This is a genomic window from Olsenella sp. Marseille-QA0557 (genome assembly GCF_965119725.1).
GTDB classification, from domain to species: domain Bacteria; phylum Actinomycetota; class Coriobacteriia; order Coriobacteriales; family Atopobiaceae; genus Coprovicinus; species Coprovicinus avistercoris.
Genome location: NZ_CBCPMI010000001.1, coordinates 607,928 through 623,951, shown reverse-complemented (window position 1 = coordinate 623,951; position 16,024 = coordinate 607,928). Strand labels below are relative to the sequence as shown.

Genomic DNA, 16,024 nt, shown 5'->3' with positions numbered 1-16,024 from the left:
GAAGGAGGCATCATGGACGTTATACGCATCGAAGGTGGACATCCCATCTCGGGAGAAGTGACGGTCGAAGGTGCTAAAAATTCTGCACTTAAACTCATGGCGGCAACGCTCATGGCTTCCGGCACAACAACACTTACAAATGTCCCAAATATCTCAGACGTTCATACCATGGGTAAGGTTCTCAAGCGTCTAGGGGCAACTATTGAAGTTGTAAATAAGCATGAGCTGCGCATTGATACATCATCGGTTGATCGCTGGGAAACGCCGTACGAACTTGTTGCTAAAATGCGCGCCTCTACAGCAGTGCTGGGGCCTTTGCTTGCTCGTTTTGGTCGCGCGGTTGTGGCAATGCCTGGTGGGTGCCAAATTGGTGCTCGAAAGATTGACCTACATATTCTGGGGCTCGAAGCCCTTGGGGTTCAATTTGAGTTCAAACATGGCTATATCTATGCCAGCGCGCCAAATGGCATAACGGGTACAGTTGTTACGCTGGATTTTGCGAGCGTGGGTGCAACCGAGAACCTGATGATGGCATCGGTACATGCCAAGGGCACCACGGTGATCGACAATGCTGCCCGTGAACCAGAAATTGTCGACCTTGCTAACCTGCTCAACGAAATGGGTGCCCATGTGCGCGGTGCTGGAAGTCCACTCATCGAGATCGAGGGTGTTCCAGAGCTGCATCCGGTAACCCATAGCGTTGTTGGCGATCGCATTGAGGCTGCAACGTTCCTTGCAATTGGTGGTTTGACAGGTGGTCCTGTTCGCGTTCGCGGCTTTGAGCCTATTCATCTTGGGCTTGTGTTGAAGAAGTTTGAGCTCATGGGCATTGAGATCGAACGAGGGGCCCACGAGGCTACAGCATCTCGTAAGGGCCCGCTTCGTCCGGTGGATATTCAGACACTGCCTTATCCAGGATTTCCTACCGATGTTCAGGCACAAGCAATGTGTCTTTTATCGGTAGCTGACGGCTCCTGCATTGTCACCGAGAATGTCTTTGAGAATCGCTTTATGTTTGCAAGTGAGCTCGACAGGATGGGTGCTGATATTACCATCGAGGGGCATCATGCAATCGTGCATGGTGTTCCTCAGCTCTCTGGAGCCCAGGTAAAAGCTCCCGACTTGCGCGGTGGCGCTGCACTTGCAATGGCGGGTCTCGTTGCCGATGGGCACACCACTATCAGTGATATTCATCATATTGATAGAGGCTATGAGGGGTTTGTTGAGAAGCTCAAGTCACTCGGAGCTTCTATAGAGCGTTTGACGGTACCTGATGAAGACCTTCTCGATAGCGAATAGTTTGCGTGACTAAAGGAGTCTTTACGATGCCACGAAATGAACTCACTGCCGCTCATGGTCTTACCATGGCCAATGAAGACTACCTTGAGTCGGTCTATCGGATTTCGCTGAAGACACCCGAAGGCGAGGGGGTGCGTTCGGTTGATGTTGCTGAGCAGCTGAAGGTTTCGAAAGCCAGCGTCAATAAGGCTATGACCGCACTCAAAGAAGTGGGTATGGTAGAGCAAGACCGCTATGGTCGCGTACGTCTTACTGACAAGGGCCGTGAGCTTGGAAGTGAGGTTTGGCGCTGCCATCGCATGCTCAGAGCGTTTCTCGAAGTCGATCTTGGGGTAGATGCTGAGACTGCCGATAAAGAGGCTTGCCTTATGGAGCATGCTCTCTCCCGAGAGACAATGCGCCGTTGGGCAGACTATCTTGAGCGCCAAGGCTTATCCATTGAGGAAGACTGATCAAGTATGCCGTTCGGCTTACGCCATACATCCACTCAGACCTTAGGTCTCTTGGGATACTGTGAAGGCAGGGTCATACTGCTTGGCTTGGGCTAGAGTTTTTACAAAGAACACTCGCATTGGCTGCCGAAGCTTCAAATCACGTTATGCTTCGGCTTCACGAAAGGATTTACACCATCATGAAGGCGATAATACCAGCCGCCGGTTTGGGCACCCGCTTTCTTCCTGCAACTAAGAGCATGCCAAAAGAGCTGCTCCCTGTTTTGGAGAAGCCGGTTATTCAGTATGTGGTGGAAGAGGCCCTTACGCCAGAAGGCGTTGATGAGTGCATCATTGTAAACTCTCACGAGAAGCCACAAATTGAAGCGTATTTTTCTGAGGATGCAGCATTTGAAGGTATGCTTCGGAACCGCGGTAAGGAAGCTGAAGCAGACCTGGTGCATGCAGCATCAGAGCTGCCTGTATCGTTTGTATATCAGGATGAGCCGCTTGGCTTAGGCCATGCCGTGCATTGCGCAGCTGAAAAGATGGATGGCGACCCCTTCTTCGTACTTTTGGGCGACTACTTTGTTCCTGACTGCCAGATGAACGTGCGCATGGCAGAGGTTTCACGCGCACATAATGGCGCTTCGGTTATTGCTGTAGCACCTGTTCCGCCAGATCAGGTGAGCCGTTACGGCATTATTGCTGGCGAGTGCATCGGTTCTCTCAACGAAGACTCTACAGGCGAGGAGAGCGAAGGTGCCGTGTGGCGTGTAAGCGGTCTTGTCGAAAAGCCCGCTCCCGAAGAAGCTCCTTCCCATCTCTTTATTGTGGGACGCTATCTTTTGTCTCCTCGCGTTATGGAATTGCTTGCTGATCAGAAGCCAGGGGCTGGTAACGAAATTCAGCTCACCGATGCAATGCAGCGCCTTCTGGCAGAAGAAGAAATGTATGCCTTGGTTGTTAATCCGGCTGAGGGGTGCGATACGGGCACACCTGCCGCGTGGGCAGCAACAAATGCTCGCATGGCATTAACCCGTTCTGATACTAAAGAAGCTTTTCGCGAGGCTCTTGGCCCCGCGTCGCTCTAGGAAGCGTGTGGGGGCGAGAGTTCCATGGTCAGCATCCATTTCGATGCCGAGGGGTGGCGCGCCCGTCTCGATGAGGACTTCAACGACGTCAATGTTGCCCGCATAGCTGAGGGGCTTGGCACTGTCTGGTCGGAAACGGTTCCCTATGGGCATGTGCTTGTGGGCTACGACACACGTGCTCAGGCACGCCATCATGCTGAAGTTGCTGCAGGCATCCTTTCAGCATGTGGTCTTCGCGTGTCTCTTAGTACAGAGCCTTGTCCTTTGCCGGTGCTTGGTTGGTCAGCCTCGAGTTCTGATGATATCTGTGGCGCCCTTATGATCGGCGCCAGTGGAGCACCTGCCGATTATCAAGGCCTTTGTATTCGATCTGGTTTAGGTCTTATCGAGACAGACGAATTTCTCGAAGAAGTTGAGGATCGCATTCCAAGTGAATGCACGCTAGAGCCTGGCGATTTTGAAGACATCAATTTAATCGATCCGTATGTTGCAGATCTTGCAGCTCGAGTTGATGCCGATCTCATCGAACGTGCACAGCTCAAAGTGGTTGTAGATCCTATGTATGGTACGGGTTGCGGCATTCTGGTTAACCTGTTGCGCAGCATGGGTGTTGAGGCAGCGGAGATTCACGGCGAGAAGCGCGAAGATTTCGCTGGCATACATCCACGCCCCGTTGAGCCTTGGCTCGATGATTGCGAGCGTGCAGTTGTAGAAACAGAATCAGTAGCAGGTTTTGTTCTCGACGGAGATGCAGACCGCCTGGGTCTCATTGATGAATACGGCCATTTCGTAACACCCCATCGCATGGCCCCGCTTGTACTCGAACGTCTTGTGGCAAAGCAGGGTCCTGGCCGTGTAGCAATACAGCTCAATGGCTCTTCCTATATTCGTCGTCAAGCAGCGCGCTTTGACTGCCACGTCAGCGCGGTGCCTGTTGGATTTGTCAGAACATACCGTGAGATGGCCCGTCACGATGGCATCATGGCAGTAGGAGAGGGTGGAGGCATTGCCGTTCCTGCTCACATGCTTGAGCGTGATGGTATCTATGTAGCACTCATGCTTGTTGAACTTCTTGCAGAACGTCAGCTGACTACACATGAGCTTGTGGAGGAGCTGGATGAAGATCTGGGACATCTCGAGTATGGTCAGCACGATATGCGTCTTGATGCAGCTCAGGTGCAAGCATTCAGGAACTTGTTGCCAGGACTCAATCCTGCAACGGTGTGCGATATGACGCCTGTTGCCGTGAGTCATGCCGATGGATTGCGTCTTCAGTTTGAAGATGATTCGTGGCTCTTGATTCGTCCTTCTCGTTCAGAACCATTGGTTCGCATCTATGCAGAAGCGCAAACCGCAGCCGAAAAAGATGCATTACTCAAAGCTGGTTGCGAGATCGCACAAAGAGACAGATAGAAATGACTAAACGTCCGTCTGAGAAGGCGGACGTTTTTGTAAAAAGGCTCAAAATCAGAAATTGGGGAGAACGAGCAGGTAAAAGGCAGAAAAGAGAGAAATCAAGGCTACAAAGCAGGCCTTCAAAGACAGTCCAATTATGTAGGAAATGTGTAGACAAGCGCTAAATCCTCGATCTCACTTGCAGCCGAGGCTTGGCGTGCGTATAGTCATTTCTCGCGCCGCGGGGCAAGCCCGACGGCCGCGAACCTTGAGAACCGGATACTGTAACTGAGAAGTTGTTAAAGACAGCTAAGAGTTCAAGCAGATAAGAAGGGTTTTTACCCTGTCTTATTTCTTTTGAATCCGAAGAATCGACAGCGTATAAGCTGGAGCCTGACGATTAACTTATTTTAAAACGTTTTTTATTCCGTTCTTGTAAGAACGGTATTTTGAACGGAGAGTTCGATCCTGGCTCAGGATGAACGCTGGCGGCGCGCCTAACACATGCAAGTCGAACGATTAAAGCACTTTCGGGTGTGTATAAAGTGGCGAACGGCTGAGTAACACGTGGGCAACCTGCCCCTCGCTCAGGGATAGCCTCGGGAAACCGGGGGTAATACCTGATAATCCGTACTTCCCGCATGGGTTGTACGGCAAAGCCCAGACGGCGAGGGATGGGCCCGCGGCCTGTTAGCTTGTTGGTGGGGTAACGGCCTACCAAGGCGACGATGGGTAGCCGGGTTGAGAGACCGACCGGCCAGATTGGGACTGAGACACGGCCCAGACTCCTACGGGAGGCAGCAGTGGGGAATCTTGCGCAATGGGCGAAAGCCTGACGCAGCGACGCCGCGTGCGGGATGAAGGCCTTCGGGTCGTAAACCGCTTTCAGCAGGGACGAGGCGAAAGTGACGGTACCTGCAGAAGAAGCCCCGGCTAACTACGTGCCAGCAGCCGCGGTAATACGTAGGGGGCGAGCGTTATCCGGATTCATTGGGCGTAAAGCGCTCGTAGGCGGTCCATTAGGTCGGAGGTCAAATCCCGGGGCTCAACCCCGGTCCGCCCCCGATACCGGTGGACTTGAGTGTGGTAGGGGAAAGCGGAATTCCCGGTGTAGCGGTGGAATGCGCAGATATCGGGAAGAACACCGGTGGCGAAGGCGGCTTTCTGGGCCATCACTGACGCTGAGGAGCGAAAGCTGGGGGAGCGAACAGGATTAGATACCCTGGTAGTCCCAGCCGTAAACGATGGACGCTAGGTATGGGGGGGACGATCCCTCCGTGCCGCAGCTAACGCATTAAGCGTCCCGCCTGGGGAGTACGGCCGCAAGGCTAAAACTCAAAGGAATTGACGGGGGCCCGCACAAGCAGCGGAGCATGTGGCTTAATTCGAAGCAACGCGAAGAACCTTACCAGGGCTTGACATGTGCGTGAAGCCGGGGAGACCCGGTGGCCGAGAGGAGCGCACACAGGTGGTGCATGGCTGTCGTCAGCTCGTGTCGTGAGATGTTGGGTTAAGTCCCGCAACGAGCGCAACCCCTGCCGTATGTTGCCAGCACTTCGGGTGGGCACCCGTACGGGACCGCCGGCGTCAAGCCGGAGGAAGGTGGGGACGACGTCAAGTCATCATGCCCCTTATGCCCTGGGCTGCACACGTGCTACAATGGCCGGCACAACGGGCTGCGAACCAGCGATGGTAAGCGAATCCCTTAAAGCCGGTCCCAGTTCGGACTGGGGGCTGCAACCCGCCCCCACGAAGTCGGAGTTGCTAGTAATCGCGGATCAGCACGCCGCGGTGAATGTGTTCCCGGGCCTTGTACACACCGCCCGTCACACCACCCGAGTCGTCTGCACCCGAAGTCGCCGGCCCAACCCGCAAGGGAGGGAGGCGCCGAAGGTGTGGAGGGTAAGGGGGGTGAAGTCGTAACAAGGTAGCCGTACCGGAAGGTGCGGCTGGATCACCTCCTTTCTAGAGAGCATCTTTAGAAACATCAGATCCAGTATTGTCGATGTCTTTAATCAATTTTTCGGAAGCAGTGTTCGGTCCCGAGGGTTCGCCCTCGCGCACCTTGAGAGCCGCATAGCGTGATAGTTAAGAGAATTATTTCTCTGCGAAGATCGCATCTATTTGTTGATAAATCAACAAAACAATAGTGTGTATACCCAAGATCATCAGATCTTGTAAGAGAAGATGATAAGGGCGCACGGTGGATGCCTTGGCACTGGGAGCCGATGAAGGACGTGACAAGCTGCGATAATCCTCGGGGAGGGGCACATACCTTTTGATCCGAGGGTCTCCGAATGGGTAAACCCCACAGGATTCATTTCCTGTGATTCTCTGGCCGAACACATAAGCCAGAGAAAGGTAACCCGGGGAACTGAAACATCTAAGTACCCGGAGGAAGAGAAATCAACCGAGACTCCCCGAGTAGTGGCGAGCGAAAGGGGATGAGGCCAAACCGGTAGTAGCGTAAGCGCTGCCGGGGTTGTGGGGCCTGCTATCGCGCATTGTTTCACAGGAGCAGAACGGTATGGGAAGGCCGGCGAAACAGGGTTACAGCCCCGTATGCGAACTGTCAAACAATGTCAGCAGGTACCCGAGTACCGCCGGACACGTGAAACCCGGTGGGAATCAGGGGGGACCACCCTCCAAGCCTAAGTACTACCCAGTGACCGATAGCGAACAAGTACCGTGAGGGAAAGGTGAAAAGCACCCCGGGAGGGGAGTGAAATAGTACCTGAAACCGTGCGCCTACAAGCAGTCGGAGCACCTTCTAAGGTGTGACGGCGTGCCTTTTGTAGAATGAGCCAGCGAGTCACGGTCCGTGGCGAGGTTAAGCCACGAAGCGAGCCGTAGCGACAGCGAGTCCTAACTGGGCGTTTTAGTCGCGGGCCGTGGACGCGAAGCCGGGTGAGCTATCCATGGGCAGGCTGAAGCGGGGGTAAGACCCCGTGGAGGGCCGAACCCACCTAGGTTGAAAACTGGGGGGATGACCTGTGGATAGGGGTGAAAGGCCAATCAAACCCGGAGATATCTCGTTCTCCCCGAAATAGCTTTAGGGCTAGCCCCGGGCAACTTACCTGCGGAGGTAGAGCACCGGATGGACGCGGGGGCCTCACCGCCTACCAACTCCAACCGAACTCCGAATGCCGTAGGTCTTTACCCCGGGAGTCAGAACATGTGGGCTAAGCCGTGTGTTCGAAAGGGAAACAGCCCAGACCGCCCGCTAAGGCCCCTAAGTCCATGTTAAGTGGCAAAGGATGTGCGTCTGCTCAGACAACCAGGATGTTGGCTTAGAAGCAGCCACCCATTTAAAGAGTGCGTAATAGCTCACTGGTCGAGTGGACATGCGCCGACAATACACGGGGCTAAACATGGCGCCGAAGCGGCGGAATGGATAGCAATATCCATTGGTAGGGGAGCTTTCCGTCTGGAGTGAAGCGTATGGGGTGACCCTGCGTGGACCGGCCGGAAGTGAGAATGCTGGCATGAGTAACGAGAGAGATGTGAGAAACATCTCCGCCGTAAATCCAAGGTTTCCTGGGCGAGGCTAATCCCCCCAGGGTCAGTCGGGAGCTAAGGCGAGGCCGGAAGGCGTAGTCGATGCACAGCAGGTAGACATTCCTGCACCTCCGACGAGACGCTATGACCGAAGGGATAACGGAGGAGGGTAGCCGAGCGGGGTTCTGGACGTCCCCGTGATGGCGCGTAGGCTGTGGAGTTGTGAAATGCGCTCCACGTGACGGCTGAGGCGCTGGACGAAGCACTTAAGCGAAGTCGGTAAGCCCATGCTCCCAAGAAAAGTCTCTAGGCAGTCTCTAGGAGCCCGTACCGCAAACCGACACAGGTGGATGGGTAGAACATACCAAGGCGATCGGGAAAACCATGGTTAAGGAACTCGGCAAAATTACCCCGTAACTTCGGGAGAAGGGGAGCCGGGCTTGGTGGAGGGGCGTGCCCCCCGAGCTAGGTCTGGCCGCAGTGAAGAGGTCCAAACGACTGTTTATCAAAAACACAGGACTCTGCTAAGCCGTAAGGCGACGCATAGGGTCTGACGCCTGCCCGGTGCCGGAAGGTCACGGGGAGTTGTTATCCTTTGGGAGAAGCAGCGAACCTAAGCCCCGGTAAACGGCGGCCGTAACTATAACGGTCCTAAGGTAGCGAAATTCCTTGTCGGGTAAGTTCCGACCTGCACGAAAGGCGCAACGATTTGGACACTGTCTCAACCATGGACCCGGTGAAATTGCACTAGTCGTGAAGATGCGACTTACCCGCGGAAGGACGGAAAGACCCCGTGAACCTTTACTGCAGCTAGACATTGGCTGCTGGGGCGTCGTGTAGAGGATAGGTGGGAGACTGTGATGCAGGGGCGCCAGCCCCTGCGGAGTCGCCCTTGGAATACCACCCTCGGCGCCTTGGCATCCTAACCCGCGGCCCTAATCGGGCGTGGGGACCGTGTCTGGTGGGTAGTTTGACTGGGGCGGTCGCCTCCTAAAGAGTAACGGAGGCGCGCGTAAGGTCTGCTCAGGACGGTCGGCAACCGTCCCTTTGAGTGCAAGAGCACAAGCAGGCTTGACTGCGAGACGTACAGGTCGAGCAGATGGGAAACCAGGCTCTAGTGATCCGGCGGCCCGGCGTGGAACGGCCGTCGCTCAACGGATAAAAGGTACTCCGGGGATAACAGGCTGATCTTCCCCAAGAGTCCACATCGACGGGAAGGTTTGGCACCTCGATGTCGGCTCATCGCATCCTGGGGCTGGAGCACGTCCCAAGGGTATGGCTGTTCGCCATTTAAAGCGGTACGCGAGCTGGGTTCAGAACGTCGTGAGACAGTTCGGTCCCTATCCTCCGTGGGCGTAGGAGAATTGCGGGAGGCTGCCCCTAGTACGAGAGGACCGGGGTGGACGGACCTCCGGTGTACGGGTTGTTGACCAACAGCATTGCCCGGTAGCTGCGTCCGGTCTGGATAACCGCTGAAGGCATCTAAGCGGGAAGCCAGTCCCAAGATGAGTTCTCCTTTTGGTAAGGCCACTCGTAGACTACGAGTTTGATAGGCTGCAGGTGTAAGGTAGGCAACTGCCTCAGCCGAGCGGTACTAATCGGCCGAGCTCTTCTCTTAAGCTTTCTTCTCAAGAACCTCTTAGCTACGCGCTGTGCGGCCCTCAGGGTGCGGTTTAAAACAGCATATGCCGAATGTCCCTTGCGGGTCGGCGGTTTTGGCGGGTGGGGTACACCCGGTCCCATACCGAACCCGGAAGTTAAGCCACCCCGCGCCGATGGTACTGCGGTTTAGATCGTGGGAGAGCAGGGCGCCGCCGACCCGCAAGCGACATTCGAAAATATGAACACCCTCGACATCGAGGGTGTTTTTGTATAGAGAGAGGGCGTGAGGGAGAGGTTCGTCTTTTCTTTCTGCTCTATTTTCGGCTGCATCTTATCAGCTTTTCATGCTGTTTTCTAACAATTACTTATGTATTTGTGCTTGCTTGTAACTGCGATGCTTTAGCTGCATCTATCCTAGTTAGGGATATAAGCTGTATTTATAATTGGTCTAATAGTTCACATATGATCCCTAAAACCTAACAAATAGATTGAACTTTCTAACTTTTTACAGTAGTAATAACCCCAGGATGAAGGTATCACCTTCAGTGTGTATCCAGTTCATATGGGGAGGTTATATATGGACCTTGATGCTGCTGTTGAATCTGTTAGACACAATGACAGTTCAAACTATTCTTTTCGACCTTTATCTGACAAGGGCCTAAAGTACGAGTCATCAGCTTTCATACCAGAGCGATTGGTTAACTTGATTTCCGATTTCTTCTCGGTTCATTCCATTGGAAAAGCTCTTGTTATTGTGAGTGAGCCAGGTATGGGTGCGGATGCTGTTCTCCGTTTGGTTGCGTCTCTGTGGCGCTCTCGCGGTGCGTATGTGAGCTTTGGAAACTTTCATACTCTTACTTATGATGAAGTGATTGCAGGTTTGCATAAGCATGTTTTAAGTGCAATAAAATCACCAAAGGAATCTCGCCTTATAGCTTTGGACTGCCCTTGTGTTACGAGCGATAAAGAAGCGAAGAATTTTGTTTCAGAACTTGCAACCGCTCTGAGTGATGGGGTTTCATGTGCGCTTGTTATTCGTCCTGAATGTTCTCGCATCCTCACATATTTGCCTGATGCTGTCATTCTAGGAAACAGTGCTCTGAGATTTTCTCTTCATGATATAGAGGGGTTGCTTCCTGAGGATTGTCCTTGCAGTTCTGAGGAGATATTTTCATCTACACAGGGGATAAGTGATCTAGTTTCTACCGTTATCGAAGTATTGAAAAGTCATCCAGAGAGCTTAAAAACACTCAAGCCATCTCATATTACAAATATATCGAGCTTTGCCGCGTATACTCGTTCTTTAATTGCGGAGTCTTTACGGCCGTCGTTATCGGATGATGATCTTCGGCTCAGACTTGCGATGATATTGCTTGGAAGCGGAACAATTGACGATGCAGTTGAGGTGGTTGGCGGTTTAGAGAACGGGTTTTCTGGAATCCATATTGATAATGCTCCTCTCTTTAATATGAGCTTTGATACAAATACTTTTAAATGTGTGTATCCAGCTACGCCTGAAAGTTTAAACAGCTGTGTTTCCGTGCTAACTAAAACCGCAGAAGGCCGTTTCAATGTTGTCGCAAATGCTGTCATGCACTTATCCAGAAAAGGGGACTATACCCGAGCAACACTTATAGCCAGAAGACTGGGCGGAAATGCTGTAATTAGAACCCTTGCTTTCTCGGCTCCTTTTGACCTTGTGGGCGTGGGAGAAACGAGCCTTATAAAGAAAGCATTAGCAATGCACGAAGTACGTTCACCTAGATCCGCGGTGATAGGGCGCTATGCTGCTGAAGCAGCACTTGCATGGGCTGAAAACGATTGGAATACTCTGGCGAAAATTGAGAGATCTCTTCCAGCTGCAAATGAAGAGGAAGAGCAGGTTCTTGTTCAACAAGTTCGTATGGCAGTTGCGTCAAAAATTGTAACGAGAGAACTGAATACCCAGAGCTACTCCGTTCTACAAAACCTGGAGGAGTATTCGCAAAATAATGCCAAGGATCCAATAAGCAAAATATTTGCTGAGCACGCGACTATCATCGCAAGCCTCTTTCAGGGCAAGTATGAGTACGCATTGCAGATTGCATTGCAAGCGATAGCAGATATTCGATATGAAGAAAAACAGTCGCGTGAGTTGCCAATCTACTACATGATGTTGGAGTCTGACTTTTTGGCAGTTCAAACTCTTGTCGGTGAGCAAGAAAAAGGGCTTTGTTCGTTTTCTAACCCCATTCATATAAATGAGGGAACGCTCTTACAAAAGGTATTGGAGACACGCACTCTTATACATCAGGCGCTCTGTCTTGTTCAAAGGGATTCAACAGATACGACGGATGTCGAGAGGGCTATTGCTGTGTTTGAGCGCACTGGCCAAAACGTCCTCGCTTCTGCACTGCTAATAGCCTGTGCTGTAGCTGATATTACTGATGGAGCCAAGGTGCGTGCGTTTGTGCGCTGTCAAAAGGCAGCAGAACTTGCTCAGAAGGCTAACGCTCGCTTTCTTTGGAGACAGGCAGCATTGATTGCCTCGGTAATCGAAATAAACCTCGGCAATGAAATAAAGGGACCAATTGCTGACATAACAGAAGATGTGTCATGGCATGACAAGGAGATAGGTCCGATTGAATGGGTTTTATCGGCGTTAGTGAGAAGCAATGCAGAAGATCTTGCACACAGCGCTTCTCGGCTGCGCACAGTTCGGTTACCTCTTGAATGGGTCTTTGTGCTCAAGGCTTTATTACAGATGGAAGGGATGGTATCAGAGACCCTTATTCATGCGCTTCCAACGAGATGGAGGGCAGCTCTCATAGACCACAATGCGCCAGCGCACACGAAGGAAGATAAGAATAGAAATTCCGGACACAAAGAGACAAAACCATCCGGCCTCAAACAGCGGGAGACGCACGTGAGGGCGTCTGGTTCTGGTGGCATGCCGCTTCTTCGCATCAATATGTTGGGAGGTTTTGAGATTCTCAAGGGTGATACGCCTATTCCAGAATCGGCATGGAAGCGCAAAGGTGCAAAGGTCTTGTTGGCCTTACTTGCTGTGGTTGAAGGACATGCAATGACAAGGGCAGAGGCTGTGTCAGCACTATGGCCTAACTGCGATTATCTTGTTGGGAGAGACCGCCTCTATGTAACGCTTGGTGCGTTAAGAAAAGCATTGGGCCAATCCTCAGCGCCAGGTGGATATATAGAGGGTTCTGATGGCAGGCTTTGGCTCAATATGGCTAACGTAACGTGCGATATAGATGAATTTGAAAAGTCATGCGATCATGCCCTTTCTCATGTTGAGAATGATGCCATCACTATCCAAAAATGTTTAAACGTGCGAGAGCTTTACGCAGGGGATCTCGTGGCCATGGGCGATGCAACGGGCATTATGCAGGCAAGAAGAGAAGAGGAACGCAGAAGATTTGTTGATGTGATGGTGGAAGGAGCAGAGGCTTCTTTGCGACAGGGTTCTCCAACCCGAGCAGAGTGGTTTGCCCGAAATGCGCATCATGCCGATAGTCTGCGTGAAGACGTGATAGAAGCTGAATTAAAAGCATTATTTGCGCAGGGAAGAACCGTTGAAGCACATCGTGAATACGAGCGCTATGCACAAGGTTTGATAGAAGTAACTGGTCTGCCACCTTCAAGCAGCATGCGACACCTTATGAAAGAAGCCGAATCAATGGTAAAACCACATCGGAAGAGGTCCGCTTAGCAACGCAACGGAGGAGCACCTGAAGCATCCAAATCGTTCATAATGCTGAAAAGGAAAGATTAGCTTTTATGCCATAAAGGGTACGTAAATGATGTGAGAACTGCGCAATTATCATGATGGCTTACGGTGGACTGTGCGCGCGGCGTTGCAATCGTTAGAGTAAGAGGTTGCACGGCACTGGGCCATATAGGGATACGGCCTATGGATGCGACTAGAGGATTACTATGGCAGGATTTTTCTCAAGGCTTCTTTCGGTTGGTTCAGATAAGGAGCTCAGGGAATTTGAACAGATAACACAGCATGTCAATGACCTCGGCCCTACCTTTGAGGCTATGAGCGATGAGGAGCTTTCGGGTCAAACAGAGCTTTTCCGTGAGCGACTGGCTAACGGAGAGAGCTTGGATGATCTGCTGCCTGAAGCATTTGCGGCTGTGCGTGAAGCATCAGCGCGCACAACAGGCATGCGCCACTTTGACGTGCAAATTATCGGCGGTATTGCTCTTCATCGGGGCATGATCGCCGAAATGAAAACAGGCGAAGGTAAGACATTGGTTTCGACCCTCGCAGGTTATCTCAATGCCCTTGATGGCAAAGGCGTTCATATCGTCACGGTGAACGATTATCTTGCCAAGCGCGACAGTGAGTGGATGGGCCAAATCTATCGCTTTATGGGGATGAAGGTTGGCCTCATTCAGAACGGCATGAGGCCAGCAGAGAAGCGCACGGCTTATGCTGCCGACGTTACCTACGGAACAAACTCAGAGTTTGGCTTTGACTACCTGCGTGACAACATGGTGACGCGTGCTAACCTTCGTGTTCAGCGTGGCCATCACTATGCAATAGTGGATGAGGTCGACTCCATTCTTATCGATGAGGCTCGAACCCCGCTCATTATTTCAGGCGCAGGTACAAAGTCCGCGAGCACCTATAAAGACTTTGCTCGGGCTGTGCGTGGCTTGGTGCTTGACCGAGATTATGAGATGGATGAGGCCAAACATACCATTACGGCCACTGATGAAGGTTTGCGCAAAATCGAGCGAAATCTCGGTATTGATGACATTTATGCCGATATGTCTGGTCAGCTGGTAAACCATTTGCAGCAGGCATTAAAAGCACAATATATGTTCCATCGCGATCAGCAATATGTTGTTGTCGATGGTGAAGTAAAGATTGTTGATGAGTTTACCGGTCGTATCATGGAAGGTCGCCGTTACTCAGAAGGCTTGCATCAGGCAATTGAGGCTAAAGAGGGCGTACTTGTACGTGAGGAAAATCAAACTTTAGCTACTATCACGCTTCAAAACTACTTCCGTCTGTATGACAAGCTTGCTGGTATGACCGGTACGGCTATGACCGAAGACGCGGAATTTAGAGAGATTTATAACTTGCCAGTTCAGGCAATTCCTCCTAATAAGCCAGTAATTCGTGAGGATCATGTCGATCTGGTCTATCGATCAATTCCTTACAAGTTTGAGGCGGTTGCAGATGATGTCGCGCGCCGTCATGCTAAAGGTCAACCTTGCCTGGTTGGTACTGTTTCGATTGAGAATTCCGAGCGACTCTCGCGAATTCTGGACAAACGCGGTATCCGTCATAGCGTGCTGAATGCAAAGTTCCATGAGCGTGAGGCGGCTATTGTCGCACAGGCGGGCCGAGAGGGAGCGGTTACTATCGCCACGAACATGGCTGGCCGTGGTACCGATATTTTGCTCGGAGGCAATCCAGACTTCTTGGCGCAGGACTTACTGCGTGCAGAGGGTATCGATCCAGAAGAGGCTACTGAAGAACAGCTCAATCAGGCACTTGAAGAAGCACGCAAGACCTGTGAAGTTGAACGTGAACATGTTATAGCCGCTGGTGGTCTTTGCGTTATTGGTACCGAACGTCATGAGAGTCGCCGTATCGATAACCAGCTGCGTGGTCGTTCGGGCCGTCAAGGAGATCCCGGCGAAACGCAGTTCTATCTGTCGCTTGAAGACGATCTTATGCGTCTGTTCGGCGGTGAGCGAATGGATCATATCGCCGAATGGATGGAACGCGCTGGCATGCCGCCTGACGAACCTATTCAATCAAAGCGTGTTTCCAAGGCAGTTGAGAGTGCGCAGCGCAAGGTTGAGGAAATCAACTTCTCAATGCGTAAGAATGTCTTGGACTACGACGACGTTATGAATAAGCAGCGTCAGGTTATCTACGAAGAGCGCAATAAGATTCTGGATGGCAAGGACTTAACCGAGCATGTGTCGGACGTCACTTCCGATACTGTCGCGCGTGAGGTAGCTAACTTCTGCCCTGCAGAAGCTTCGCCAGAAGACTGGGATTACAAGGGTCTTGAGAAGTGGCTGCATGAACTCACTGGCCGTGAGGACATTCCAGAAATTGATGAGAATCTCGACCACGATGAGCTGGTCGATCTTGTAGATGACTTTGTATTTAGTTGCTATGAGGATAAGGCTGCTCGTCTTGGCAATGAGATCATGGCAACACTCTCTACGCAAGTCATGCTGCGTGTTATCGATACCCGTTGGATGAGCTATCTGCAGGAGATGGATTATCTCAAGACTGGTATTGGTCTCAGAGGTTTTGGCCAGCGTGATCCGCTCGTTGAGTATAAGAGCGAAGCCTACCAAGCTTTTAGCGAGCTTGTAAGCACGATGTATGAGGATTTCCTGCGTACTATCCTGCGTATCGAAATTGCCATAGCTCCTGAGCAGCCTGCCGGGGATGAGGGCTTCTCTAAGGCGACATATTCAGGTCCGGCAGATGTGGATGGGGATCAAGGCGCCTCAACGCTGCGTCGCGTCAGCGCTCCTCGAGCGAAACAAGCGGCTTCCAAAGCAGTAGAAAGTGCCGGTAAGACTCCAACTCCTTCTGCTGGAAAGCCACGTACCTATCGCAAAGCAGACGATCCCGACCCATATGTAGGGGTAGGACGTAACGATCCATGCCCATGTGGAAGTGGAAAGAAATTTAAGAATTGCCACGGCAGGAATAGATAG

Annotated in this window: 6 protein-coding genes and 3 rRNA genes; all 9 read left to right on the top strand. The window is 52.0% G+C overall.

The window, feature by feature from the left end:
- Positions 1–12 precede the first annotated feature (12 nt).
- The 9 genes from murA (at position 13) to secA (ending at position 16,024) form a co-directional block, all read left to right on the top strand.
- A complete protein-coding gene (gene murA, locus ACQY6Y_RS02800) occupies positions 13–1,299 on the top strand; it encodes a UDP-N-acetylglucosamine 1-carboxyvinyltransferase (RefSeq protein WP_428378791.1) in 1,287 nt (428 codons plus the stop codon).
- Positions 1,300–1,325: 26 nt separating this feature from the next.
- Positions 1,326–1,751, top strand: a complete 426-nt coding sequence (locus ACQY6Y_RS02795) for a metal-dependent transcriptional regulator (RefSeq protein WP_428378790.1) — start codon at positions 1,326–1,328, stop codon at positions 1,749–1,751.
- A 179-nt stretch (positions 1,752–1,930) separates the two neighbouring features.
- Positions 1,931–2,824: a UTP--glucose-1-phosphate uridylyltransferase gene (locus ACQY6Y_RS02790; RefSeq protein WP_428378789.1), complete on the top strand. Its 894-nt coding sequence runs from the start codon at positions 1,931–1,933 to the stop codon at positions 2,822–2,824.
- Positions 2,825–2,848: 24 nt separating this feature from the next.
- Positions 2,849–4,237 carry a phosphoglucomutase gene (locus tag ACQY6Y_RS02785; RefSeq protein WP_428378788.1) on the top strand — a complete coding sequence of 463 codons (1,389 nt, stop codon included), beginning with the start codon at positions 2,849–2,851 and terminating at the stop codon, positions 4,235–4,237.
- Positions 4,238–4,669: 432 nt separating this feature from the next.
- Positions 4,670–6,184 (top strand): 16S ribosomal RNA (locus ACQY6Y_RS02780).
- A 215-nt stretch (positions 6,185–6,399) separates the two neighbouring features.
- Positions 6,400–9,335, top strand: a 23S ribosomal RNA gene (locus ACQY6Y_RS02775).
- 87 nt (positions 9,336–9,422) lie between these two features.
- Positions 9,423–9,537 (top strand): 5S ribosomal RNA (rrf, locus tag ACQY6Y_RS02770).
- The 16S, 23S and 5S rRNA genes sit together here, the layout of an rRNA operon.
- 359 nt (positions 9,538–9,896) lie before the next feature.
- On the top strand, positions 9,897–13,028 hold the full coding sequence (locus ACQY6Y_RS02765) for an AfsR/SARP family transcriptional regulator (RefSeq protein WP_428378787.1): 3,132 nt from the start codon (positions 9,897–9,899) through the stop codon (positions 13,026–13,028).
- A gap of 224 nt (positions 13,029–13,252) precedes the next feature.
- On the top strand, positions 13,253–16,024 hold the full coding sequence (gene secA / locus ACQY6Y_RS02760; RefSeq protein WP_428378786.1) for a preprotein translocase subunit SecA: 2,772 nt from the start codon (positions 13,253–13,255) through the stop codon (positions 16,022–16,024).